Source organism: Pseudalkalibacillus sp. Hm43, assembly GCF_051842935.1.
In the GTDB taxonomy this organism is placed as follows: Bacteria; Bacillota; Bacilli; order Bacillales; family Fictibacillaceae; genus Pseudalkalibacillus.
The window spans coordinates 1,924,309-1,948,968 of record NZ_JBPXRR010000001.1; the positions used below are offsets into that span (position 1 = coordinate 1,924,309).

The window sequence follows — 24,660 nt, forward strand, 5'->3', positions numbered from 1 at the left end:
AACTGCCTTTTGAGTTTTTTATGCTTAAGATATCTCATTCCTGTGTAATCGGATCAATCGTCTCGTATGGATGACGAGTACCTTACCGATCGCATAGGTTGGAATGGCAAGGATCAAACCTAGAACACCTGCAATACTGCTAGCTACCAACAATAGTAGAATGACAGTCAGTGGATGCATACTTAACCTTTTCCCCATCACCTGAGGAGAGATCAAATTGCTTTCAATCTGTTGAATGACGATTACGCCGAGAATTACATAAAGTGCTGTCATCGGAGATTGTAGTAGTCCTACAATAACTCCTGGCGCAGTGCCAATAATCGGTCCAACAAATGGTACGACATTCAGGAATAAAGCAATCAAAGCAAGAACGAGCGCATACTCCAGGTCAATGATCAGATACCAGATATAGACGAACGTTCCGATGAACAAACTTACAATCAATTGACCTTGGATGAATCCACTTAAAGCTTTATCCATATCATCTAGTATACTTTTTCCTTCATCCCGGTGCTTTTCAGGTAGAAAACGGAGGATGGATCCAGGAAGTTTATGGCCATCTTTTAACATATAGAACAGAATAAATGGTAAAAGAATCAGAATGACGATAATGTTGGTTAAGACACTTAGAAAAGATACGATATGATTTCCAACTGATGAAGTAAGATTCCCTACTGAACTCGAAATGCGTTCTGTCAACTTACCATCGTTCAACACACCACTCTCCATCACACGTGCCACAACCGGGTTTTGCTTCCATTCTCCCATTTTATCTTTGAATTTCTCTGCAAGCTCTGGAGCTCCCTCAATCAAACTTTTCACTTGTTCTTGGAGAACGGGTCCAAACGCCCATACAACACCCGTTATGAGACCGCCAAAAATAACATAAACAAGGAGGATGCTAAAGATCTTCGGAACATTAAACCTTTGGATCAAATGTACAATCGGACGGAATAAATAAAAGAATACACCTGATACAACGATTGGAAAAAACAATGTAGTAATTAATATTCCGATGGGTCTGAATAAGAAGGAAATTTGGGTTCCGACCCAAATGATGACAAAGATTAACAGAACCCAAATCAAACTTCTGAACATTTTGGATTGCAGCATCGGCAAGCTCCTTTCTAATCTCTAACTCCATACCCTCCATTGCGCAAAAATAAAACAGCTCCAGCCTATCCAGGCCGTGAGCTGTTTTACATTTAAGATCCTTTTTCTTGTCGAATGGTTTTCCCTTAGAGCCTTACTCGGGAAGTTGACGATCTTCAACCAATATTACTTTTGTTTATCTTTAACGGGTTCCAAGATAATAAAAAAGCTGCTTTCCGCTCAGAGTTCTTGCTAACTAGGTCTGTGCAGTCCAACCATTGTAATTCATTTAACTTTATATGAAGTTCGGCATCAATCGTCTTTTCGATGTCCTTCATCAGGCGATCAATTTCCCGAATGGGCTGTCTGAAATGCTTTGCTGCCTGACGATAAGGTGAATGCATTTGCAATTTGTCGATGAACTCTGCTGAAGTAACGGATTGCTGTGCTAGATACTCTTCCTTATCTACGATGTATTCATACACCTTTCTTTTTTGTTCAGGAAGAGATTTAACAATTTCTCTTATGAGCATTTCAGACAAATAATCATTCATTCTGCTCTCTCCTCGATTTTCTTAATCTTTTTTATCCATATTGTATTTCTTCAAGAAACGCTCAGCGCGTCCACCACTGTCCGCAAACTTCTGTCTACCTGTATAAAAAGGATGTGTATCCGAACTCACATCCACTTTAATTAATGGATAAGCGTTTCCATCCTCCCATTCGATTATTTCATTAGAGGTCTTCGTCGACCCTGACATGAATTTGTATCCGCTATTCGTATCCATAAAAACTACTTGCCGATATTCTGGATGTATTCCTTTTTTCATTATGATCTCTCCTTTACTTTACATTGCTGATATTCGTTCAGCGATTTTTCTTGCACCGGAAATGTTCCTGGACACGGGTCCAATTTCCAGTTCAGCCAACGCACCTGCTACATGGAGACCTTTGTCCCATTCCAAGTGATGCGTTATGATTGGAAAACCACATTCTGCACATTTAAGATCATACCGTTTTATCGTTCGCTCTAGCCATTCCTTCCCAGGTAAAACACCCTCAACTCCAGTAGCTAAAATGACATATGAGGCGTCAATCTGGGAACCATCCTTCAAAAGTAAATGAATATCTTCATCAATCCAACAGTTTGATACTTCACTTGTGATCACGTTCAATCTCTTCTTTTGTTCGAGGTGTTTTTGTCTGCGATAGAGCGATTTCGTTGTAGATCCTCTGTACCTCGCATCGGTAATGATCCTTCTACGTTCGTTAAAATCTTTCACCTTACTGTATGTGTTTAAATTTTTAGGACCTATCCATCCCGGATCACTGTCAAACTCATGAACACGGGTAGGATGTCGCTTTATCTGAATCACCGGTAGCTCGGTGTCTTTGCAAATTTTATTCGTTAAATGGGATGCCGTGATACCACCTCCAATAATAACGACCGGTAAAGTTACACCCTTGAATGAAGGCAGATCACAATCAAAGATATGAAACACTTTCTCAGACCTTACTTTTGCCCAATCTGGGTAATATGGGCGATTATTGACCCCCATTGCTAAAACGACCTTTTTGGAAGGAATCTCATCTCCATCAGTCGTAATAACAATCCAGTGATCTTCTTGTTGTATCAAATCCTTAACAAAACCGACTTTCCAACATGTCTCCAATTTAACTTCATCGAAAATATGTTTACAATGTGCGTTAAATAAACTTAGTTTTGGTTTTGAATAGTAGCCATAGAAAACATCAAGTGAAGATGTACCTTTAGCAAACTTTTCGAGGCTGAAGGGATATGGATCGATATGATGAACGACAGGAGAGCGGAGGTAGTCCATGCCAATGCGTGAAGTCAACTTTCTCCAACTCTGCATAGGTTTTTGATAAGGATCAATGATTTGTATATCTGAAGGTTTCATATCTTTGTTTTTCAATAAATAAGTAGCAATTGTACACCCATGCACGCCACCTCCGACAATCACCCATTCCTTCATTGCAATTCTCCTTTAAAATGTATTACCAGCTTGATTTTTTAACACCAGGAATCTGTCCTTTATGGGCAAATTCTCTAAACGCAATACGAGACATTTTGAATTTTCTTAAATAACCTCTAGGCCTTCCTGTTACTTCACATCGATTTTTCAAACGTGTCGGGGAAGAATCTCGGGGGAGTTTCCGCAGTGCCTCGTAATCCCCTTCCTCTTTCAATTTTCTCCGGATTTCAGCATAGTGCTCAACCATCTCTTGTCGTTTACGCTCTTTCGCAACTTTGGACTTTTTAGCCATAACTGTATATGCTCCTTTTCTAATTGTTTCTTATAAATCGAAATGGTTACGATTTAATATAGAAAAAATACAAACCGTAATGATTACGATTTGTTATAGGAATAGTATAAAGATTCCTCTTCCATTTGTAAACCATGAATATTTCTTTGGGTAAGGTTACCGGTTGACTAACAAAGAACAGCCCTGGTGTAGGCACCATGGGCTGTTCTCTTTTCACGATCCTTTTTCTTTGTCATTCCGCTGTCTATAAAACTCATGGAACAATTTCATTAAAGCGCGCTTTTCTATACGAGAGACATAGCTTCTTGAGATTCCCAGGTCTTTTGCGATCTCTCGTTGAGTCCGTTCTTTTTCCATGTCGAGTCCGAAGCGCCCGACGATGACTTCTTTCTCGCGATCATCCAAAATATGAATGTGCTCGTAGATCTGTTTCTTTTCCATCTTGAGCTGGATCGTGTCGACAATGTCATCCAAGTCCGCTTTCAAGACATCGATTAGGGTGATTTCATTGCCCTCTTTATCCGTTCCGATCGGGTCGTGTAAGGAGACATCCTTTTTCGTTTTCTTGATGGCTCTCAAATGCATGAGGATTTCGTTTTCAATACAACGGGCAGCGTAGGTTGCAAGCTTCGTTCCTTTCCCTCTGGAATAGCTCTCGATCGCTTTGATCAGCCCGATGGTACCGATTGAAATCAAGTCTTCCGTGTCTTCACCTGTGTTTTCGAACTTTTTGCAAATATGTGCAACTAACCTTAAATTGTGTTCAATCAGACGATTGCGTGCTTCTTCACTACCCTCCGCCATCTCTTTAAGATATTTCGCTTCTTCTTTAGGTGACAATGGCTGTGGAAACGCATTGTTCTTCACATATGAGACGAAGAACATGACTTCTTTGAAGAAATAAGCGAGTGCTGCGATGATGCTGGACACACCCTCACCTCCATAGGCAGCTATCACACATACTTATACCTATGATGGGTTGGGCTTGGTTGTGTCTGTACTAATTTATTTTAAAAATAGTAAGAGCAAGCGGTGGCGTCCCCCGCTTGCTCTTTTTCATTACATATTCATGAAGGTGTTGGACTTATCGTGTGCAGCGTCCATCATCGACTGAACGCGTGCTTGGTGTTCCAATATATTCGGATCGACTTCATGCGTACGTACTTTTTTGATAATCGTCAAAATAAATAATTGAAATGGCATCATACTCTATCACTCCTTTGGCTAACAATTTCCTTTCAGGTGGTATCTTTCTCCGTTACAATCCAATCTAGAAATACTTTTCCTCTCCTCATTTTCTTCATCCTCCTCTATCGTTTTTACATGTGAGACATGTAATAAAAGGCTTTGTCACGGTTCTGACTGTAGAACTCTTCGACTTCTTGACGTTTCTGGTTCTCTTCATACGTCATTTCACTTTTCATGTTTTTAATAATGGTTAAAATGAATAAATGCACCGGCATCATAGCGGAATCCCTCCTTTCTATGAATCGATTAATCTGGGTTTAGCCCCCGCTTGTGCCAACGTTTTTGTTTTTTAATCTTCTTCCACATGTTGTTCAGCCTCCTTTCAGAATTCATTCATATAAAAACGCCACAGGAATAACTCCCTGTGGCGTAGGTCGGCATGAAGACAGAAATGGTCTACTGTCTTTTATAGGCATAAAGAAGCCACAGGCAGTCGTCGACCTGTGGCGATTTTAACAAAGTTCAATGTTTAAAAATCGTTCGTTTCACTGGTCGAACTACTTTTCATATTGGGTTGTGCGTTGTTTGCTTTCCAGTTTGTCATGATCATCATTTCGTTCGACCTCCTTTAGTAATTTTAACCTGCAGAGTAAAGTATACCCATAAGCAATCCAATTGTAAACCGCAAATTGAAAAATTATTTACTTTTTTCTAAAAATGGGTTTTTCCACTCCATCAAGACCCCATAATTGGCGGACTCCGGATCATCTAAATAGTTGGGTAGCAATTTGACTGGCGTGCGTCCGGCTTTCATTAGGAAACTCACCACAGGATCTTTTAGCGTACCTTCCATAATACTCTCCAAATACGCATTTGGTGACAGTCGATCCTGAACTTTTTCATAACCGGGCATGCGACTGCCGCCGAGGACGGACTCCAGTTTCAGTTCCACAACAAGATGGAATAAAGCTTGCATCAACAGTTTCCCCAGCCCCGTCTTCCTGTATTTAGGTCGCACACTGATATCGACCACATACAGTGCGTTGCCGTTCGGGTCATGATTGCTTATTGAACCATTTCCAGTGATCTCTTCCCATGTATGGTCTTCACCTTTATGGTTTACAATCAACGTCGTAATAGAGCCCGCAAGCTCCGCCCCGACTTGCGCACATATCGCTCCTTCAGGAAAAAGACGGATATGATTGGACAGCTGATCTTCTGTCCACCACAAATCAGAAGGAAAAGGGGGTGGGAAGCACTCTTTTTGGATTTTAATCAACTGCTCGAAGTCGCGTTCGGTGTAATTACGGATCGTCGTTTTGAACGGATGATCATCTTGAAACAGGTACTGGGAAAATTCCATGTTCAATGAACCCCTTTATGTATGTCGTACCCATATATTTAGATAGGGGAATTGGAAATCCTGCTTCATGACCTGTGTAATTTTAATGATATAAAAAAAGCCCAGAGCCATAGCTCTGAGCTTTTACATATATATCTATTGATCTGTATTCAGTTTCTTTTTCCAAACTGAAATTCTTCGATAAAAAAGGATTGTAACCCCTAAGAATGTGTAACTTGCACTTAGTAGCATGAGTTGATCTGCTGTCTCTTTTCCTTCAAAAGGAACGATACTTCCGATGTAGAGAAATGCACTTAATGATAGTAGAACAAAGCTGAACCGTTTGAAATCTGCAATTTTCTCTTGTAGATTCTTTACCATTTCTTTAGACAATTTCCCCACCCCTTACTTTGTACATATTAACATGTCTAGAGTGAGAGAATAAGAGATTTTCTGACAATTCCTTAAGTTACCAAAAAGGGGGTGATCCAAAAGTCTGGAAGAATGATTATAGGGATATCCCGAATTTTGGTTAAATGGATTTGGTCATAGTTCTGTTAGGAAAAGTAGCTTAGAAACAATACTTACGGACATTTAGTTCGCTATTTTTGTAATTTTGTTCTATATTGAATGCCACTCGGACATTTAGTTCGCTATTTACTTAAAAATAGACTTAATTCTGATGTTTTTTAAAGAATAAGGTACTAGATGTCCGCATAACCATTAAATCCAGACATTTTAGAAGAAATAAGGTATCAAATGTCCGCACAACCAAGCTTTTCATAAAAGTATTCATAAACAAAGAAAGGGCTGTTCAAAAAGTCTGGAAAAATGACTTTTAGGAACAGCCCCTTTAATCCAATTATCCTTCTAAAGCTTGCTTCAAGTCTTCAATCAGATCTTCCGCATCTTCAATTCCGACGGAGATACGAAGTAATCCGTCAGTAATTCCGAGTTCGTCACGACGTTCCTTCGGAATCGATGCGTGTGTCATACGAGCTGGAGCTGAAATCAAACTCTCAACCGCTCCCAAGCTTTCCGCAAGAGTGAAGTAGCGAGTCTTGCTCAACACTTGGTCCGCACGCTCCTGACTACCTACATCAAAGGAAATCATTCCTCCGAATCCACCAGCCTGACGTTTTGACAATTCATGGCCAGGGTGCGATTCAAGACCCGGATAGTAGATTTTCGTCACAGCAGGGTGACCTTCTAAGAATTCTGCAATCTGCTTCGTGTTGCTTTCAGTAGCTTCCATACGGAGTCCAAGCGTCTTGATTCCACGGATTAGCAACCAAGAATCTTGTGGTCCAAGAACTGCTCCAGCAGAGTTTTGGATAAAGTGAAGCTGCTCAGCAAGTTCCTTCGAATTCACAACAGCGAGACCAGCGACAACATCACTGTGTCCTCCGATGTATTTCGTCGCACTGTGTAATACGATATCCGCACCGTGCGTAATCGGTGTTTGCCAGTATGGTGTGTTGAACGTGTTATCGACGATCAACAATAGGTCGCGTGCTTTCGCAATTTTCGAAGCACCCTCAATGTCCGTCACCTTCAACAACGGATTCGTCGGTGTCTCAACATAAATCGCTTTCGTGTTTTCTTGGATTGCATTCTCGATGTTTTCCAAGTTGCTCGTGTCTACGAACGTGGACTCAAGTCCGAGACGGTTCAACACTTTGGATACGAGACGATACGTACCACCATACACATCATCCGTGAAAACGACATGATCTCCTGTATTGAACATCATCATGATCGAGTTGATCGCTGCCATTCCCGAACCGAAGGCGAAACCAGCTTCCCCTTCTTCCAAGTCCTTAATCAATTCTTCCAAAGCGAAACGCGTCGGGTTACCTGTACGGGAATACTCATAGCCCTTGAAGTTTCCGACACTTTCTTGTTTATACGTACTCACCTGATAGATCGGTGTGGATACAGCTCCCGTCTGCTCATCCCCGAAAATACCAGCGTGAATCATTTTCGTTTTTGGCTTCATCCTACATGCCTCCTTGATAGATCTTCTTACTTAAGTATCGCTCACTACTGTCTGCAAAGACCGTAACGATGTTGGTTCCTGGTTCTGCCTTTCTTGCTTCAATGAGTGCGGCATGTAATGCAGCACCAGAGGAACTGCCGACGAGGAGGCCTTCTTTCAGAGCTAATTCTTTTACCCGTTCGAATGCATCCACATCTTCAACAGTATGGATTGCATCGAAATAGGACGGATCCATATATTCTGGTAAAAACTCCATCCCGATGCCTTCCGTCTTATGCGGACCGGGTTCTCCACCGTTCAAGATCGAACCTTCTGGCTCGACGATGACTGTCTTCACATCTGGATTCTGCTCTTTCAGATAGCGGGCCGTTCCCATGAAGGTTCCGCCAGTTCCGGCTCCTGCTAAGAACACATTGACTTTGCCATCAAGCGCTTCCCAAATTTCAGGACCTAACGTTTTGTAGTACGTATTTGGATTAGCAGCATTAGCGAACTGAGCAGGATAATGCGCGTTCTCAATCGTTTGCTCTAGCTCTTTCGCTTTTTCAATCGCTCCGCGCATTCCTTTTTCCGTATCAGTATTCACGATTTCCGCTCCGAGTGCTCGCATCAAGTCTTGCTTTTCGACACTGAACTTTTCCGGTACGACGAAAATGACATTGATTCCTTTGTTGACGGCTGCCAACGCAAGGCCAATTCCCGTGTTCCCCGCTGTCGGTTCAATGACGGTTCCGCCAGGCTTCAGCTTGCCACTTGCAAAAGCTTCTTCCAACAGCTCTTTTCCGAGGCGGTCCTTGATGCTTCCCCCGGGATTATAGAATTCCAATTTAGCAAAAAGTCGTACACCGTCAGGAAGATCGAAGTTCGCGATCTCCACCAACGGTGTATGACCAATCAATTCCTGTACGTTTTTAAAATACCTCATTGAATGTGGTTCCTCTCCGAATAAAGCTTATTCTTCTCCGAAAACTTCTTTCCATTCGCTGCGTTTTGCTAGCATATCGCGTGCAATTTCTTTTGCACCTTCTAAGCTATGGTTCGCAGCCCAACCGCATTGGACTTCGTTACACGCAGGAACTTCATCTGCTTCCAATACGTCATTCAATGTCTTCTCAATCACATCATGGATTTCATCATGGTCTGTTTGATTGAGGACTGCAAGGTAAAAGCCAGTTTGACAACCCATAGGACCAATATCAATGATACGATCGTGGTGATTACGGATATTTTCAGCCATTAGATGCTCGATAGAGTGAAGACCAGCCATATCCATGTGTTCTTTGTTCGGTTGCTTGAATCGGATATCATACTTCGCGATTTCGTCTCCGTGCTGTCCTTTCGTTACACCTACAAGGCGCACATATGGTGCACGTACCTTCGTATGATCGAGATTGAAACTTTCTACATTCATTTTTTTAGCCATGTTTCTTCAGCTCCTTTACCATTTTTAATATTAGATCGGCGGAGTTTTTAGCCGCCACTTTCAAAAATTGATCAAATGACATTGGTGCATCTTTTCCAGCGATGTCCGATAGCGACCGGATGACCACAAACGGAACATCGAATTGGTGACATACTTGAGCAATTGCTGCTGCTTCCATTTCCGCAGCATACAGCTCAGGAAACTTCCCACGGACATCTTTTACCCGGACAGCATCATTCATGAATGAATCTCCGGATGCAATCAATCCTTTGACGATCTGCTTATCCGTCACATCCTTCGCACTTGCTTCTGCAATCTCAACCAATAGTGGATGAGGCATATAAAATGCTGGCAGTGCAGGCACTTGCCCGTACTCGTATCCGAAAGCTGTCACATCAACGTCATGGTGACGGATTTCAGATGAGATGACAACATCCCCGACATTCAATTCTGGATTGAATCCTCCAGCAGACCCCGTATTGATAACATAATCCGGTTTGTAAAGCTGGTTCAACAACGTCGTTGCAATCGCAGCATTTACTTTTCCAATGCCGGATTTCAACAAGATGACTTCTTGGTCATATATGGTACCTGTATAAAATGTGCAGCCTGCAATCGTTTTTGTTTCGCAGTCTTCAATCAATTCCTGCATGAGGATGACTTCTTCGTCCATTGCTCCGATAATTGCAATTTTCATATCTACATTCCTTTACGTATCTTTTTTGACGGCGACCATCAACCACACATAGCGGTTCATCCGTTCGAAATCGACTTCGAATCCGTGTGCGTTGAACATGTCGGATAGTACACCGATTGTCGTATAATACTCTGTTTGAAGATCATGCAGAAGATTCTTGTACCCTTGCTTTTTCACACGGGAATGGATCTCTTTCTTCGCCTCTTCATGTTCATATACGGTGTCCGCAAATACAATTCTACCATTGTTCCCAAGGAGCTTTCCATAATTATGGATAGCTTTCTCCTTTTCTTCGTCCGTCAAATGATGGAAGGCATACGTACTCACAATCGTATCGACTTTTTCATCCAGTTCAGGAAACGACAAGAAATCTCCATCCAATAGCTTCATATCAGGAAATCTTTCGTTCGTTTTCTGCCTCATTCCAGGTGATGGTTCTACACCGATTACATTCAAGTTCTTCTTCATCAATGCATCGGACAAGTTCCCCGTACCTACCCCGAATTCAAGCACCGTCCCCTTCGATTCAATCGCGACGCGGTCCAAGATTTCCTGATATCCCGTAAAGACTTCATGATATTCGTTGTCTTCACTCGAACTCGATACCGTATCATCATAAGAATCGGCCCATTTGTCAAAGAGATCGATAAACTCTCTTCCCACTTTCTCCACTCTCCTATTTTTCATTCTATATTATTCCTATCAATATACTATGAATTAACTTTAATATGGCTACAAGATACCACACAACTGGACAGATAGCAATGAAATAAAGCCTCTTGACAAAGAACTTTTCCATCCATTATAGTTAGACTCGTTAATAGTTAGATTGTCTAATTAAATAGTTCAGGAGGACTTATCCATGGATTTTGCTCGACTTCAAGAAATTATTCAAAGATATGAAAATGTTTCGTTTTCGGTGACAAAAAAAGCTGAAATGCTCATAAAAGAAGAAATCAGTGAGGAACTGACGAGTGATCAACACTTTATATTGCGTTACATCCACTCGAGGGGAAAATGTACATCAACAGAACTTGCTGACGTCTTTCATGTTAAAAAAAGCTCAATTACAGCAATCATCAATCGATTGGTAACGAGAGAATTGGTCGACCGTGAACGAGATCATGAAGATCGTCGGATTGTCTATCTCTCCCTTTCTGAAAAAGGAGAAGAATTATTCAAGCTTTCAGAAGAGAAAGTACATCAATTGGTCGGCTCCTTCATCCAGAAGTTTGAGAAGGAAGAGATTCTCCAATTTATCCAGACGTACGAAAAGCTGGATGGGTTTCTTGATGAATTGATTCAATGCAAGGAGGTAGACCAGTGAAACACATCATCAAAGCAAGATGGCTCATCATCGGTGTCTGGATCGCTTCAATCGTCGCTCTATTGATGACCGCTCCGAATATGGAGACTCTGGTCAGAGATAAAGGTCAAATTCAAGTTCCGGACGGCTACACTTCAACGAAAGCAGATGAAATTTTAGATGAAGCATCAGGTGAAGATGAAAACGGCTCAAGGATAGCGCTCGTCTTTCATAATCCAGAGGGACTAACAACGGATGACATATCCGAAGCAGAGCAAGCGTTACAATCACTTGAACAAGACAAAGATCAACTAGGCATTACAGAGATCACTACCCATTTTGAAACGCCTGAACTAAAAGACCAGCTCGTTTCAGATGATGGAAACACCATCCTTGCAGGTGTGGACGTCCATTTCAAAGATCGAACGGCAGCTGAAACGCGCGATGCATTATATGAAGCACTCGATTCAGTCGAGGTGGATTATTATTACACGACAAGTTGGATGATTGATGAGGACTTAATCTCCAGTTCACAAGAGGGACTTAAGAAAACCGAGGGCATAACCGTTGTGTTTATCCTTGTCGTTCTCATTCTCGTCTTCCGGTCGGTTGTGGCTCCGCTCATTCCGTTACTAACAGTCGGATTAACCTACTTAGTATCACAATCCATCGTCGGCTTTCTCGTGGATCGATTGGATTTTCCGTTATCGAATTTCACACAAATTTTCTTAGTAGCAATCCTATTCGGGATTGGAACGGATTACTGTATCCTATTACTCAGCCGCTTTAAAGAAGAATTGTCCCATCACGAACATGTGGATGCGGCCATCATCGCTACCTATCGTAACGCTGGGAGAACCGTCATCTTCAGTGCACTTGCTGTAATGATCGGTTTCAGTGCAATCGGGTTCTCCACATTCAAGCTTTATCAATCAGCTGCAGCAGTAGCTGTCGGTGTCGGAGTATTGATGATCGCATTGCTAACCATTGTACCTTTCTTCCTGAAAGTCCTTGGCCCTAAATTGTTCTGGCCTTCTAAAGGTAGTCTCGAACATAAACAAAGTCGTCTCTGGGGTTGGGCAGGACGTTTCACTTTCGCGAGACCATTCATGGCCCTTTTGATTGCCGGACTAATTACATTACCGTTTCTTGTGACTTACGATGGAAAACTCTCCTTCAATTCTTTGAATGAAATCGGGGATGAATATGATTCCGTCAAAGCTTTCAATGTCATTTCTGACAGCTTCGGTCCAGGCGAGTCACTGCCTACAAAAGTCGTCCTACGGGACGATGACAGAATGGATTCCAAAGAGGTTCTTCCCATCATCGAAGAAATTACACGCTCGATTAAAGAGATCGAAGGAATTGAAACGGTGCGAAGTGCTACTCAACCGCAGGGTGACCAGGTAGAAGAATTTTTCGTTGCCAAACAAGCTGAACAACTCAATGACGGTTTAGGTGAAGGAAAGGACGGATTGAATCAGATTGAGGATGGTCTGAAAGAAGCTTCCTCTGAATTGAAAAAATCCGAGCCAGAGCTGAAAGACGCGACGAGCGGAATCAATGAGCTCCTTTCAGGAACACAAGAGTTAAAATCAGGCGTCAACGATCTCAGTGCCTCACTGACAAAAATCGAGAATGGCATCCGGAGTGGATCAGCAGGTGCCTCTGAACTTAAAAGTGGAATAGACCAGGCGCAAGCGGGTATCAAAGAATTGATTCAAAACCAAAATAGTCTGCTCGGTGGGTATGAAGAAACGGCTAAAGGCGTATCAGACTTATATGATCAGTACGCTGGGATTACGGAAAACTTGCGTACCCTTTCCAGTACGCTATCGTCTCTCCAGTCTGACTTGAAAGAACTTGGTGAAAAGCACGGAGATGACCTTAAAAATGATGAAACCTATCAAAGGATTCTTAAAGTTACGGAAGGTTCAATCGCGTCCACGAACCAACTCGTTGCTGGAACAGAAGCCTTAAACAAGAACTTGCACGATGTAGCTGAAGGATTACAAATCGCAAACAGCAACTTTAACAAAATCATTGCTGCACAAGAAAACGTAACTACAGGGTTGAATGAAGTGTCAAAAGGACTTTTGGCGCTTGAATCGGGTCTGAATGATGCTGCCAATGGCCAGAATCAAGTGATTCAAAATGTACCAGCTTTATCGAATGGTCTAGGCTCCCTAGCCTCTGGTCAACAGCAATTATTGGATGGCTTCGGTTCAATGGATCAACAGATGTCTGATTTGACGGATGGTCTAGACCAAAGTGTGGACGGCTTGAATGACATTTCAAATGGACTTTATGATGCTCAAAACTATTTAACATCCTTAAGCAACACCGGGAACAGATCCACGACAGGCTGGTATATACCGGATGAAGCCTATGACAGTGACGATTTCCAATCTGCATTGGATGCGTATATGTCTGAGAACCGTCAAGTAACGACCCTGGATGTCATTTTTGCTGAGAATCCTTATTCAACGGACTCTATGGACAAAATCAATGAAATCGAATCTGCGATTGAACGTTCAACGGCAGGTACTCAGCTAGAAGGACTAGACTACGGAATTGGCGGAGTAACGAGTATCAACAATGACTTGGAAGGGATATCAAATTCCGATTACAGTCGAACGGTACTCTTCATGTTGATTGGAATCTCTATCATCTTGATCATTCTGTTGAGATCGATCATCATGCCACTTTATCTGGTAGCTTCATTGATATTGACGTATTTCACTTCCATGGGGATGACCGAAGCGATTTTCGTCAACCTCCTCGGCTACCCAGGCATCAACTGGACCGTGCCGTTTTTCGGTTTCGTAATCCTTGTCGCTCTAGGGGTCGATTACAGCATCTTCCTGATGGATCGCTTCAATGAATACAAGGAAATTTCGGTAAGAGAAGCCATGATCTTATCTATGAAAAATATGGGGACCGTAATCTTATCAGCAGCGGTCATCCTCGGAGGAACGTTCGCTGCCATGTATCCTTCCGGCGTGCTTTCGCTTTTACAAATCGCAACGGTCGTATTGACAGGATTATTCCTTTACGCTCTTGTCCTTCTACCTTTATTCGTACCAGTCATGGTAAAATGGTTCGGAGAGGCTAACTGGCTTCCTTTCAAACGAAACAGTTAGAATTGATTGTCGTATGAGGAGTGTGGAAAGCGTTGGAATTACATTTAGATTTCATCGAAGACAAAGTGGAATTTTACGAGGCGAATGAAATGTCTAAGTTAGAAGCGATCATCCAGGAGAAGATTGAGCAAAACAAAGCTCTTCTGCTCCGGGTTCATCACGTTTCCCATCAAGTGACATTGGATCCTTCTAGTGGCCATCGTCTGTATACTGCAGTCGTCCACTATCGTTATAATGGAAAATAAACAAAGAAGCGCTGATCGCAGCGCTTCTTTTTCTTATGCTCCTATAGAATCCTTAATGATGCCATCATGCGCAAAATTTGGTGGAGAGTCTTTGATGATGCCGTCATGAGCCATATGGGATGGGGAATCCTTTATGATTCCGTCATGCGCTTCATGATGCCCAAGGGATAATGGCAGGAATACAATCGTTGTTACGAACAAACAAATGCCTACTGCTTTCTTCATCTAAAATCCTCCCTAGATCAATTTATTTTTCGCATAGATGACAAGCTTGTAGTAGTTCATAGCTTCTTCGATGTTTTTTTGTTCCTCATAATAATTCGCCAGCTCATGACAGTAATCCTCCACATTCGACCAATATTTCCTGTCGTAAAAGAGTGAAATTTCATTTTTCAATACCGTCATATAAGACGCTAGATTGAGCGTATGCTTCGCTTTCAATATGTTCAATTTCCCCGTATATTCAAGGTCTTGATTCCGTTCACACATTTCATAACAACGATCCACCCAATACATCGCTTGTAGGTCTTCCTTCATCGAGAAGTATTCTTTCGCCATTATGTACATCGTTTTGACTTGGTTAGTATATTGCTCCTGTTCAACCATCCAACTCAGACTTTCTTCTAGATGTGTGATGGCTTGTCTGGAATCTCCCATTTTAGAGTACATCCACCCTAGGTTGTGCAGAGAGATGGCTTCTGTTTCTCGACATTCACCTTGTTGAGCGTATTGAATCGCTGTTCTTAAATAATCTTCTGCACGTTTAAAATTACCGAGCAGAATGTGATTTGCACCTAAGAGATTATTGCAATCAGCCGTACGAAGGAGGTAATGGTGATCTTTCATGAAGATCTCAATCGCTTTGAATGCATGTTGAATGGAGTTCAATATGTTCATGTGTTGGGAATAAACCGAAGCCAACTTATAATGGAATTCCGCGGATTCAATGGGGTCAGGTATGGAGCTGAGCTTCTTTTCAGCTAAATGATAATGGGTGATGGCTTCATCGTACTTCTTTTGTTTGTAAAGATAGATGCCTTTGAAGAATTGATAGTAGTACTCCAACATATCATCCGTCGTACCTTTATCCTGATCAATTTGCTGCAACAAACTGTTCACATCCTGGTAGGCTTGGACGTTCATCAAATTATACCGGAACGTTAACAATGAATAATAAAGGAGTAGATTTTGATTTTCCTCCATTCGGTTGATTTTGTGATCTACCTCGTCTTTTAGTCTAGCAGCTCGTTCAACATCACCATCTCGAATCAGGATATACCAACCATTCAGTAGATCTGACATCTCATTCGAATCCACTATGACCTCCACGTTCGATTCATCTCCTTTTTTCCAATAGGCTCTAATTTACACTCTTTTTCGACACAATCTCTTTAAAACCTTTCTGATTCCAATAGATAGGACATACACCCTATTGAAGAGCCCTTTTTTTACCATTTTTCAACTAAGCCTGAAGTCTTAGATAAATATAATCCGTGAGTTCATTGTGCCGATGTTACAATTGGATTAAGATGGAAACAATCATTGAAGGAAAAACAGGGGGTATGTTATGAAAACGTTGTTTGCAATCTTATTGATATTAATCGGTGGCTATTTTATTATGATGCAGACCAATGTAACAACATGGTTCAATCCTAGCGGGGAAAAAGTGCAATCGGCTGATATGGATGATGTCGATCGTCTCGAGATCGATGTTTCCAGTATGAAAACCAAAATCGTACCAGACGATCGCGGTGAATTGACCGCTGAACTCAATGGGAAAGGTGAACTCAAGGTTGATCGAAAAGGTGATGTAGTCATCGTCGAAGTAGAGAAAGGTTGGTTTAATTGGTTCACGTTTGAACGATCTGAGCTGACGATCCATATGCCGAGAGATTATGATCAAGCGCTTGAAATTGAAAATGGATCAGGGAATCTCGTGTTGAATGGACCGTCTAAAGAGGAACCTCTTTCCTTATCTTCACTTTCCATTGATATTGGTTCAGGTGACATAACCGTAGAAAATGTGCATGCGAAAGAATTCGTTCATGATGGATCTTCAGGCGATGTAGAGATCCGCAACATGAAAACTGAATCAGGGACATTCGATTTAAGCTCTGGCGGGGTAAGAGTAGAACATTATATAGGTCCGTTGAAGGCTGACCTATCTTCAGGAGATCTGGACATCCAAATGGATGAGTTGGTTGGTGATATCCGCGTCGATGTAAGTTCAGGTTCAGCTGATATCGACTTACCTGAAGATGCTGATTTTACTTTAAAAGGTGAAGTGAGCAGCGGAGATATTCATTGTAAGTTCCCGCTGAAGAGCCAATCGACAGGTAGCAGGAAGATCGCAGGTACTTACGGGTCCGGAGAACACCAGATCGATCTATCCGTCTCAAGTGGTGAAATCGAAATCTATTAAAACGTTGCAATTAAAAAACTGCCCTCAAAAGTCTACAAGAGCTTTTGGGGACAGTTTTTACTTACTATCTGTATTCATCAGCCGCACCTGGAACACGTTCAACGGATGTCGGTTTCCAACCTTGTCCGTCGACCCATTCTAGCATGACGACAAAGGGTTCATCTCCATTTTCCGCTTTACTGACGACGCCTTTTACAGTAGTGGAAGATCCACCATTTCCAATCCACCAATACTCAATTTCATCCGGTGATAATCCTGTAGCATACTGGAGCGCACGTTGTTTTTCTTCCCAATCCAGGGATCCTGTGTCAAAGCTGTTTTGGTGCTCTTCTTGCTTCGTTCCGACCGGTTCCCAGCTTCCATCCGGACCTGCGGTTTCATCTGTATGGGATTTGTACTCTCCATTAGACTCTGATTCCGAGTCTTCTTTCTTTTCCTCTTCTGACATGTCTACACTTTCACTATCTTCATTATTTTCATCAGAAGACTCATCGTCTTTATTTTCTTCTTGTTGATCTGAAGACGAATCTTGCTTATCGGAATCATCCTTTTTATTATCATCAGACATGGAAGCCGATTTTTCTTCATTGGACTGTTCTTTAGAAGCAGGTTCATCATCTCCTAGTAAGATGGAAGCTCCTACTGCTAGAATTCCAACAAATACGACACCAATCAAGACATTCAGGATGACATTCTGTTTTTTCGATTTTTTCGTTCGTTCATATCTCGAACTGAATGAGTAACGATCTTTCATGATTCCCCCTCCATTCTTACATATTATTCTATCACTCTACATAGATTCGAAGAAGGGTTATTTTTTGTACCGTCCTTTAAAAAGAGGTATAATGAATATTGAGAATATTTGTAATATTTAAACTAGTTTTGTCGTCTTAGAGGATTTTAGAGTCCCTATCACCAATATTACTATGAAGGAGGGGTACAAGATGCAATTTACGACATTTGAATCAAAGGAATGGAATCTGAAAACGTTTCATACGATCGGGTATCAAAAAGATTCGAAAACGCTGCATGTTTGTCTCCACGGTGGTTCAACACTTGAAGTCCAAGACGTAACAGAACAACGACTTTTTGAGTTCATACTGGCTCCTTATAAAGAACAATACCTACAAAATCAGCTTCTACCCAATCATGAAGTGAAGATTGTCCAATCGAAGTCTTAATCAACATTCAGATTGTCTGGTTGTTGTTGCAGCTGAAAGAGCTGTTCTACGATTTCGGCAAACGCTACGTTCGTTGACCGAGCCGTCTCTGAAGCTTCCAAGTCAACAACAACCAGCGCATACTTTGGATCATCGGCAGGAAAATAGCCAGCGAACCACTTGTTGTATATACCTACCTTACCTTTTTGTGCAGTTCCGGATTTGCCCGCAACGGTCCATGGAAGGCTATGAAAAGAATAATGCCCTGTTCCTTTAGGATCAAGAACGACACCCTCTAATAACTGTTGAAGCTTCTGTACCGTATACCGGGATAGAGGTTCATTCGTCATGCCCTCATTTTCGAATTCCACTAACGTGTTTCCGTTCTTGTACTGTACGGAATGTGCAGCTCGTACCCGTTTCGCTTGTCCCCCTCTTGCAACGGTCGCCATCAAATTCGCTACAGACAGCGGGGAAAGCCGGACGTTCAGTTGTCCTATCGCAGTCTGTGACACCGCTCTAGACACTTTTTTATCCGTATCATTGGCCCAGAACGTATTTTGACGTTCATTCGGGAAGTGCTTGAAGCCTTGTAGGTGGAAAACGTCTTCTTCCCAACCGTTTCGTCCACTCAAGCCTAACATTGCTCCGATTTCATCTACAATGTCCGGGTTCTTTTCCATCATTTCATTCAGCAGTGTAGCAAATGTATGGTTGCAGCTCTGGTAGAAGCTTTCTTCAAAAGTAAGCCAGCCTAGATCCCTCGACTCTTCTCCGTCATTGTATGTGTTCTGACTGCAATTGAATGTACGTGTGGGATTCAGATGGTCCTGTTCAATAGCAGCTGCTGCCGTAACGATTTTAAAGACGGAGCCTGGTATATGCGGAAGCACCATCTGGTTTCCTGTTCCCTCTTTTGTCGGATTTTTCTCAGGTGGTAAAGGTCTACTAACCATGGCGAGTACATCACTCGACTGGACATCAAGCAAAACAGCTCCACCATTTTTTAGTCCTGATGAGTCGACTGCATTTTCCAAAATCGTTTGGGCATTACGATCTAAGGTCGTTTGCAACGCAACCGGGTAAAAAGGGTTAGCTGGTGCGGAGTACTTCACATCGAGACCAAACAACGGTTTTCCGGATTGTTGTACATGATAAATAAGCTTCGATTCCCCTTCTGAAAGGAGAAAAGGATCGAATGCATATTGAATACCATTAATTCCGACTTTGGTCGTCCGATTGATCAACCCTTTTTCCAGTCGATCAGAATATCGACTTTCCACTTGCCTTGGATTCTCTCGGATTGCACCGATAAAGTGATAGGCAAAATCAGTATCCGTTTCATTGGAGAGCAGCTGTCCATAAGCTCCTGGTATTTTCAATTCATTGATGCGATCTACCTTCTCAGCAGACACATCCTCTATTAAAACAAGAGGTTCTGACTGTTCAAGGAGGCTTCGTTTCAGTGCATCGGTTGTAAAGTTCAACTCTTGTGCGACTTGCGATAGTTTTTCTTCATGTTCCGCTAAAAAAGGAAAAAGGATGATAGACGGTTGGTGGATTTCCACTAACACCTCACCGTTACGGTCATGGATCTTCCCTCTCCCGTCATCCAGGGCTACGGAATGCGTCCGCTGCTTGACACTTTCTTCAACCAGATTAACCTGATTTTCCGAAAAAGAGAGCGGATCGATCAGTTGGATATGCGCAAGTCTTCCAATCAATACGAATAAAAGTAAAAAGAATAGGATTGCGGTATGATAGAGTCTTTTCGGAGCTTTCATGATGGCCACCTCACCCATCATTCTCACCCGAAAAGCAGAATTTAAAACTATCGGACGCTTTATCGTTTGTTTTTTAGAATATCATTGATTTCATTAAGTTTATCAGCGGTAAGTAATCGAGGGTTCTCCATAATATCAACAAAGATAGGAAAGATTTCCTCTAATCGTTCAATCAAGGTGTCAGCCTTCCTCTCGCCTATCAGGTATTCTCTGATCACCATTCTATAATCTTCAATTAGTAAATACCCCGTATCTTGCATTGAAGCTGTTTGTTCAGGGGGATAAGCTTGGAGGTGAGAAAGAACCATTTCGACTTGATATTGATCCTCTTCCCTCAAGCCTTCAATCAATTCTTGTGTATAAACGATCCATAACGTCATATCCTGCTTAATTAATTGTTCTTCATTCTGTTTATGATTAGTATAAAAAAGAATAGACAGCACAATTAATGCTACTGAAAGAATGCCTATGATTGACTGAAGAAATCTCTTGTCATTCATTTATATTCCCACTTTTTTCAACCATTTCTCTTATTACCTCAACAGTTCTTTCAGGGTTATCCATATGGACAGCGTGACCGGTATCTTCAAGTTTGTAATGTACACTATTGGATGATAGCTCCGAGAGTTCGTGTTGCAGATCCATCCACACTTCCATAGATTGAGCGGTATGGTAAGGCTGAGTACAACCTGTCACTACAGCTAGTGGAAGATTGCCAAGTGATTTGTCTCTTACTTGTTCCAAGCTATTTTCGAACTCTTCAAATGTTCCTTCAACCGTAAACTGGGCTAAATAGGTTTCACGGATTTTTTCATCGAACAGGGGGACCATCCTTTTATTCTGGTCCTCATGACAAGCATCGAGTAGAACAATTCCAACAACATCTCTTGGAAATGTATGAGCAAATAGACGTGCGTTAATTCCACCATATGAATGTCCTACGAATATGTAAGGAGGTTTCACATCTTTTTCCCACAAAAGCCTATGGAGATTCTTGACGATTTGTTCGCTATCCTTCGGAAGTGTTCCCTTATCGCTTTTCCCAACCCCTGCTCGGTCATATAAAAAAAGATTTGCGAACCGCGCAACATCATCAATGATAGGCTTCCAATTTTCAGTAGACCAACCATAGCCCGATTCAAAAACAATCGTCGGTTTACTGTCGTGAGTTTGAATCAACTCATAATGTAATTTGGTTTCATGAGTCATCATATACGAATTCCTCCAGACTTTTATGCATTCTAATACTAGACTTCTCCGTTCATCCATACATTTCCTTGAGCTCGTTTAATCCAATTAAAAAACCAGCTTTATCGATGAGATAAAACTGGTTTGGTATCTGATATTAGATTAACCGACTTCGGTAATACGGACGTTCATTTCTCCGCCTGGCGTTTGTACGGATACTTCGTCACCGACTGTACGTCCGAGGAGGCTTCTTGCCATCGGAGAATCGTTTGAGATTTTGCCTTCAAACGGATCAGCTTCCGCACTACCTACAATCGTGTAGGATTCTTCTTCTCCATCTGGAAGTTCGACGAATTTGACGGATTTACCGATGGAAACGACGTGTGGATTTTGGTCTTGCTCTTCGATGATTTCGGCATTTCGGATCATTTTTTCAAGCTGTCCAATTCGTGCTTCTACGAATGCTTGCTCGTCTTTTGCAGCATCGTATTCAGAGTTCTCCGAAAGGTCACCGAAACCTCTTGCCACTTTAATGCGCTCCACGACTTCCTTACGTTTCTCGGTCTTCAGGTACTCCAATTCGTTCTCTAACTTCTCTTTACCCTCTTCGGTCATATAGTGTTTCTTTTCTTCTGCCATCTTACTCACTCCTCCAAAAACCTTCTCGTTACCGACTAGTATATGCATGATGTTGCATCACGTATTAATAAAAACTGTAAGCGTAACCATTCTTCATTTCATTTATTATACATCAAATGATGATATTGAAAACAGAGGTGAACGTTCCACCTCCATTTTTTATGGGTTCAATATTTCATTCGTTTCCAAAATGGTTCGGATCTTCGTAACCATCAAATCAATTGCTACTCGATTCTGACCGCCTTCAGGAATAATAATATCTGCATAACGTTTCGTCGGTTCAATGAATTGATTATGCATCGGACGAACAACAGATGTATATTGTTCAATCACGGAATCGATGGTACGTCCCCTCTCGTTGATATCACGCAATAATCGACGGATGATCCGCACATCTGCATCAGTATCAACAAAAAGCTTGATATCCATCAGGTCACGTAAACGTTCGTCCTCAAGGATAAGAATTCCTTCTAATATAATAACATCTTTTGGCTCAATTGGAATTATTTTATCACTTCTTGTATGTGCTGTATAGTCATAGACTGGTTTTTCAATGCCTTTTGAGTTGCGAAGTTTGTCGATATGATCGATCAACAAATCGTTATCGAACGCCAACGGGTGGTCATAATTCGTTTGCAGTCTCTCTTCCATTGATTTTTCAGTCTGATCCTTATAATAGGCATCCTGTTCAAGGATCAGGATGGATTGATCAGCGAACTGCCTGAAAATTTCCTTTGCAACTGTCGTCTTTCCAGAGCCAGAGCCTCCGGCTACACCAATAACTACTGGTTTTCTACCCATGTTCTTTCCCCTTTATTCCTTTTCTTTTTGCTTCAGGATACTAATGGCCATTCCATCACCAACTGGCAATATCGTCGTTACGAAATGCTTTTGTTCATATAAAAATTCGTTGTAATTCCTGATTTTCTCTGTAAGCTTTCGGAACCTTCGGGACTCGATTTCCTCGTTTTCCTTCGCGACGAATCCTCTGAATAAAACATTATCACTGACGATGATGCCTTCTGGTACGAGCATGTTTTCAAATTCTTGAAAGAATCGTTGATATTGCCCTTTCGCAGCATCGATGAAAATCAGATCATACGGACCTGAATGTTGAATCTCATTGATCAACTCCAGAGCATCTCCTTCAAGTACTTCAATGGCATGACCCATACCAACCTTTGAGATGTTTTGAATCGCTTGTCCATATCGTTCAGGATCCCGTTCAACCGTGACAAGGCGGCTTTCAGGTGAAGCTTGTATCATCCGGATGCCAGAATAACCGATTGCAGTTCCGATTTCCAATATCCTCTTCGGCTTGTGCAATCGTATGATTTGTAACAAGGCTTCCATACCAATCAAATCCATGATCGGAACATTTTCTACTTCCGCCTGTTGCTCCATTTCCACAATTTCCTGCGGACGTTCTGGTATTAATTCTTCCAAGTACTGCTTCATTTCATCCGAAATCATACGGAAGCCTCCTTTTAACCCGGTCTATTTTAACATAAGAAAAGAGGGAATGCGAACTTCCTTCATTCCCTCTGATCATCAGGATTCATCTTTGTCTTTATTTGCTAAATCTCGCCATTCCTGGATGTACTTCTCTTTGATCTTATTATGCTCATCTAACGTTTTCGCATACAATACTTCTCCGTTCGGACGGGCAAAGAAGTAATAGTACGGATTAGCTTCTGGATTCGCGGCTGCATTGATAGCCGATTCACCTGGTGAAGCAATCGGTCCGATCGGTAATCCTGGTTCGGTATACGTATTGTATGGAGACGCTGTTTCAGTATCTTTATAGGTTACGATGATTTTCGATTGCTGCTGTGCGTAAGTGACCGTTACATCCGATTGTAATGGCATTGGTTTTTTCAGACGATTATAGAATACGCCTGATACTTTGAATCGGTCTTCTTTCTTCCGAGCTTCTTCTTCAATAATGGAAGCGAGCGTCAAGATTTCATGAGTCGTATATCCAGTATCTTCGATGCTTGCCTGGTATTGTTCAACCACAGAAGACATCTTCTGGATCATGGATTCAATAATCGACTCCAAAGATGGATCTTTCTTGTAGAACTCGTATGTTGCAGGGAATAAATAGCCTTCTAAAGGCCACAGAACCTTGTCATCGAGTATCTTTTCGTCAAGTAGCGGATACTTATCAATCAATGATTGGATATACTCTTTATCTTGCATTTTCTCAAGGATTTCTTCCTCTGTGTAATCCGATTGTTCCGCGATTTTGGCTGCGACTTCCGGCATACGAAGACCTTCTGCCACACGGACCGTCATTTCCGCTTCTTTATATACTTTCCCATCCTTCAATGAATTGATGATTCCTTTCATATCCATTGATTTCGTGAGTTCATAGTTTCCAGCTTGGAAGTCGTTGTCATTTTTATATTTTACATAATACTTGAATACGAGTGCACTTTTGATAACGCCTTTTTCTTCTAATTTATTGGCTATTTCACTTGTAGACGTCCCGATTGGTATTTCGACATTCACCGGTTTGTTGCTGGACGCATTTACAGGCTCCAGTGCTCCTTTAATGTATAGATATCCACCTATACCAACACCTGCAATCGATAGGATCAACAGCGTAAGTACGATGATGACGACACGTCTTACGACTTTTGCTTCCTGATTACGGCGCATTATCGTTTCTTGATCAAGATTTGGCTGAAGCACCAATCATCCCCCTCTCTCTCATCTTTCCTATTATACTATAACTTCA

At 41.8% G+C, this 24,660-nt stretch carries 30 protein-coding genes; 5 read left to right on the forward strand and 25 right to left on the reverse strand.

Annotation, left to right across the window (positions count from 1 at the left end; translation table 11 throughout):
- Positions 1–24: 24 nt before the first annotated feature.
- The 15 genes from ACSVDE_RS10255 to ACSVDE_RS10325 form a co-directional block, all read right to left on the reverse strand.
- The gene (locus ACSVDE_RS10255) at positions 25–1,113 is read right to left on the reverse strand and encodes an AI-2E family transporter (RefSeq protein WP_439300800.1); all 1,089 of its coding nucleotides are present in this window, start codon (positions 1,111–1,113) and stop codon (positions 25–27) included.
- A gap of 155 nt (positions 1,114–1,268) precedes the next feature.
- A complete protein-coding gene (locus ACSVDE_RS10260) occupies positions 1,269–1,646 on the reverse strand; it encodes a hypothetical protein (RefSeq protein ID WP_439300801.1) in 378 nt (125 codons plus the stop codon).
- Between the two features lie 21 nt (positions 1,647–1,667).
- Entirely contained in the window at positions 1,668–1,922 is a 255-nt protein-coding gene (locus tag ACSVDE_RS10265; RefSeq protein ID WP_439300802.1) for a type B 50S ribosomal protein L31, read from the reverse strand.
- Between the two features lie 18 nt (positions 1,923–1,940).
- Positions 1,941–3,089 carry an FAD/NAD(P)-binding protein gene (locus ACSVDE_RS10270; protein ID WP_439300803.1) on the reverse strand — a complete coding sequence of 383 codons (1,149 nt, stop codon included), beginning with the start codon at positions 3,087–3,089 and terminating at the stop codon, positions 1,941–1,943.
- 22 nt (positions 3,090–3,111) lie between these two features.
- Positions 3,112–3,381, reverse strand: a complete 270-nt coding sequence (gene rpsN / locus ACSVDE_RS10275; protein ID WP_439300804.1) for a 30S ribosomal protein S14 — start codon at positions 3,379–3,381, stop codon at positions 3,112–3,114.
- A 213-nt stretch (positions 3,382–3,594) separates the two neighbouring features.
- Positions 3,595–4,311 carry an RNA polymerase sporulation sigma factor SigK gene (gene sigK / locus ACSVDE_RS10280; RefSeq protein ID WP_226546564.1) on the reverse strand — a complete coding sequence of 239 codons (717 nt, stop codon included), beginning with the start codon at positions 4,309–4,311 and terminating at the stop codon, positions 3,595–3,597.
- 129 nt (positions 4,312–4,440) lie between these two features.
- Positions 4,441–4,587, reverse strand: a complete 147-nt coding sequence (locus ACSVDE_RS10285) for a hypothetical protein (RefSeq protein WP_439300805.1) — start codon at positions 4,585–4,587, stop codon at positions 4,441–4,443.
- A 113-nt stretch (positions 4,588–4,700) separates the two neighbouring features.
- The gene (locus tag ACSVDE_RS10290) at positions 4,701–4,847 is read right to left on the reverse strand and encodes a hypothetical protein (RefSeq protein WP_439300806.1); all 147 of its coding nucleotides are present in this window, start codon (positions 4,845–4,847) and stop codon (positions 4,701–4,703) included.
- A 419-nt stretch (positions 4,848–5,266) separates the two neighbouring features.
- Entirely contained in the window at positions 5,267–5,932 is a 666-nt protein-coding gene (locus tag ACSVDE_RS10295) for a GNAT family N-acetyltransferase (protein WP_439300807.1), read from the reverse strand.
- A gap of 135 nt (positions 5,933–6,067) precedes the next feature.
- A complete protein-coding gene (locus ACSVDE_RS10300) occupies positions 6,068–6,304 on the reverse strand; it encodes a YrhC family protein (protein WP_439300808.1) in 237 nt (78 codons plus the stop codon).
- Between the two features lie 469 nt (positions 6,305–6,773).
- Entirely contained in the window at positions 6,774–7,910 is a 1,137-nt protein-coding gene (locus ACSVDE_RS10305) for a bifunctional cystathionine gamma-lyase/homocysteine desulfhydrase (protein WP_439300809.1), read from the reverse strand.
- 1 nt (position 7,911) lies between these two features.
- The gene (locus ACSVDE_RS10310) at positions 7,912–8,835 is read right to left on the reverse strand and encodes a PLP-dependent cysteine synthase family protein (RefSeq protein ID WP_439300810.1); all 924 of its coding nucleotides are present in this window, start codon (positions 8,833–8,835) and stop codon (positions 7,912–7,914) included.
- Positions 8,836–8,862: 27 nt separating this feature from the next.
- Positions 8,863–9,333: an S-ribosylhomocysteine lyase gene (locus ACSVDE_RS10315; protein ID WP_439300811.1), complete on the reverse strand. Its 471-nt coding sequence runs from the start codon at positions 9,331–9,333 to the stop codon at positions 8,863–8,865.
- The gene (gene mtnN / locus ACSVDE_RS10320; RefSeq protein ID WP_439300812.1) at positions 9,326–10,030 is read right to left on the reverse strand and encodes a 5'-methylthioadenosine/S-adenosylhomocysteine nucleosidase; all 705 of its coding nucleotides are present in this window, start codon (positions 10,028–10,030) and stop codon (positions 9,326–9,328) included. The genes ACSVDE_RS10315 and mtnN overlap by 8 nt, the downstream gene beginning before the upstream one ends.
- A gap of 12 nt (positions 10,031–10,042) precedes the next feature.
- Entirely contained in the window at positions 10,043–10,693 is a 651-nt protein-coding gene (locus ACSVDE_RS10325) for a class I SAM-dependent DNA methyltransferase (RefSeq protein ID WP_439300813.1), read from the reverse strand.
- A gap of 199 nt (positions 10,694–10,892) precedes the next feature.
- Here ACSVDE_RS10325 and ACSVDE_RS10330 point away from each other — a divergent pair, with 199 nt between their 5' ends.
- Genes ACSVDE_RS10330 through ACSVDE_RS10340 form a run of 3 tightly spaced genes read left to right on the forward strand, consistent with a single transcriptional unit; the run spans position 10,893 to position 14,724 of the window.
- Positions 10,893–11,357: a MarR family transcriptional regulator gene (locus tag ACSVDE_RS10330; protein WP_439300814.1), complete on the forward strand. Its 465-nt coding sequence runs from the start codon at positions 10,893–10,895 to the stop codon at positions 11,355–11,357.
- Positions 11,354–14,479 carry an MMPL family transporter gene (locus ACSVDE_RS10335; RefSeq protein WP_439300815.1) on the forward strand — a complete coding sequence of 1,042 codons (3,126 nt, stop codon included), beginning with the start codon at positions 11,354–11,356 and terminating at the stop codon, positions 14,477–14,479. Before ACSVDE_RS10330 ends, ACSVDE_RS10335 begins: the two co-directional genes overlap by 4 nt.
- 32 nt (positions 14,480–14,511) lie before the next feature.
- On the forward strand, positions 14,512–14,724 hold the full coding sequence (locus tag ACSVDE_RS10340; RefSeq protein ID WP_439300816.1) for a DUF2536 family protein: 213 nt from the start codon (positions 14,512–14,514) through the stop codon (positions 14,722–14,724).
- A 33-nt stretch (positions 14,725–14,757) separates the two neighbouring features.
- Here the strand turns inward: ACSVDE_RS10340 and ACSVDE_RS10345 are convergent, their stop codons facing one another.
- Complete coding sequence (locus ACSVDE_RS10345; RefSeq protein WP_439300817.1) at positions 14,758–14,949, reverse strand: hypothetical protein; 192 nt, start codon at positions 14,947–14,949, stop codon at positions 14,758–14,760.
- A gap of 12 nt (positions 14,950–14,961) precedes the next feature.
- Complete coding sequence (locus ACSVDE_RS10350) at positions 14,962–16,053, reverse strand: tetratricopeptide repeat protein (protein ID WP_439300818.1); 1,092 nt, start codon at positions 16,051–16,053, stop codon at positions 14,962–14,964.
- Positions 16,054–16,291: 238 nt separating this feature from the next.
- On the opposite strand from ACSVDE_RS10350, the gene liaG reads away from it, so the two are divergent.
- Positions 16,292–17,146 carry a LiaG family protein gene (gene liaG, locus ACSVDE_RS10355; RefSeq protein WP_439300819.1) on the forward strand — a complete coding sequence of 285 codons (855 nt, stop codon included), beginning with the start codon at positions 16,292–16,294 and terminating at the stop codon, positions 17,144–17,146.
- A gap of 64 nt (positions 17,147–17,210) precedes the next feature.
- Here the strand turns inward: liaG and ACSVDE_RS10360 are convergent, their stop codons facing one another.
- On the reverse strand, positions 17,211–17,900 hold the full coding sequence (locus tag ACSVDE_RS10360) for a YrrS family protein (protein ID WP_439300820.1): 690 nt from the start codon (positions 17,898–17,900) through the stop codon (positions 17,211–17,213).
- 190 nt (positions 17,901–18,090) lie between these two features.
- On the opposite strand from ACSVDE_RS10360, the gene ACSVDE_RS10365 reads away from it, so the two are divergent.
- On the forward strand, positions 18,091–18,327 hold the full coding sequence (locus ACSVDE_RS10365) for a KTSC domain-containing protein (RefSeq protein ID WP_439300821.1): 237 nt from the start codon (positions 18,091–18,093) through the stop codon (positions 18,325–18,327).
- Here the strand turns inward: ACSVDE_RS10365 and ACSVDE_RS10370 are convergent.
- The 7 genes from ACSVDE_RS10370 to mltG form a co-directional block, all read right to left on the reverse strand.
- On the reverse strand, positions 18,324–20,090 hold the full coding sequence (locus tag ACSVDE_RS10370; protein WP_439300822.1) for a peptidoglycan D,D-transpeptidase FtsI family protein: 1,767 nt from the start codon (positions 20,088–20,090) through the stop codon (positions 18,324–18,326). The genes ACSVDE_RS10365 and ACSVDE_RS10370 overlap by 4 nt on opposite strands.
- A gap of 59 nt (positions 20,091–20,149) precedes the next feature.
- The gene (locus tag ACSVDE_RS10375) at positions 20,150–20,590 is read right to left on the reverse strand and encodes a hypothetical protein (RefSeq protein WP_439300823.1); all 441 of its coding nucleotides are present in this window, start codon (positions 20,588–20,590) and stop codon (positions 20,150–20,152) included.
- Positions 20,583–21,302 carry an alpha/beta fold hydrolase gene (locus ACSVDE_RS10380; protein WP_439300824.1) on the reverse strand — a complete coding sequence of 240 codons (720 nt, stop codon included), beginning with the start codon at positions 21,300–21,302 and terminating at the stop codon, positions 20,583–20,585. The genes ACSVDE_RS10375 and ACSVDE_RS10380 overlap by 8 nt, the downstream gene beginning before the upstream one ends.
- A 138-nt stretch (positions 21,303–21,440) precedes the next feature.
- A complete protein-coding gene (greA, locus tag ACSVDE_RS10385) occupies positions 21,441–21,917 on the reverse strand; it encodes a transcription elongation factor GreA (RefSeq protein ID WP_439300825.1) in 477 nt (158 codons plus the stop codon).
- A gap of 159 nt (positions 21,918–22,076) precedes the next feature.
- Positions 22,077–22,718 (reverse strand): uridine kinase, encoded by a 642-nt coding sequence (udk, locus tag ACSVDE_RS10390; protein WP_226546585.1) that lies wholly within the window; start codon positions 22,716–22,718, stop codon positions 22,077–22,079.
- A gap of 12 nt (positions 22,719–22,730) precedes the next feature.
- On the reverse strand, positions 22,731–23,390 hold the full coding sequence (locus ACSVDE_RS10395; protein WP_439300826.1) for an O-methyltransferase: 660 nt from the start codon (positions 23,388–23,390) through the stop codon (positions 22,731–22,733).
- Between the two features lie 78 nt (positions 23,391–23,468).
- Positions 23,469–24,614 carry an endolytic transglycosylase MltG gene (gene mltG, locus ACSVDE_RS10400; protein WP_439300827.1) on the reverse strand — a complete coding sequence of 382 codons (1,146 nt, stop codon included), beginning with the start codon at positions 24,612–24,614 and terminating at the stop codon, positions 23,469–23,471.
- Between the last annotated feature and the right edge of the window lie 46 nt (positions 24,615–24,660).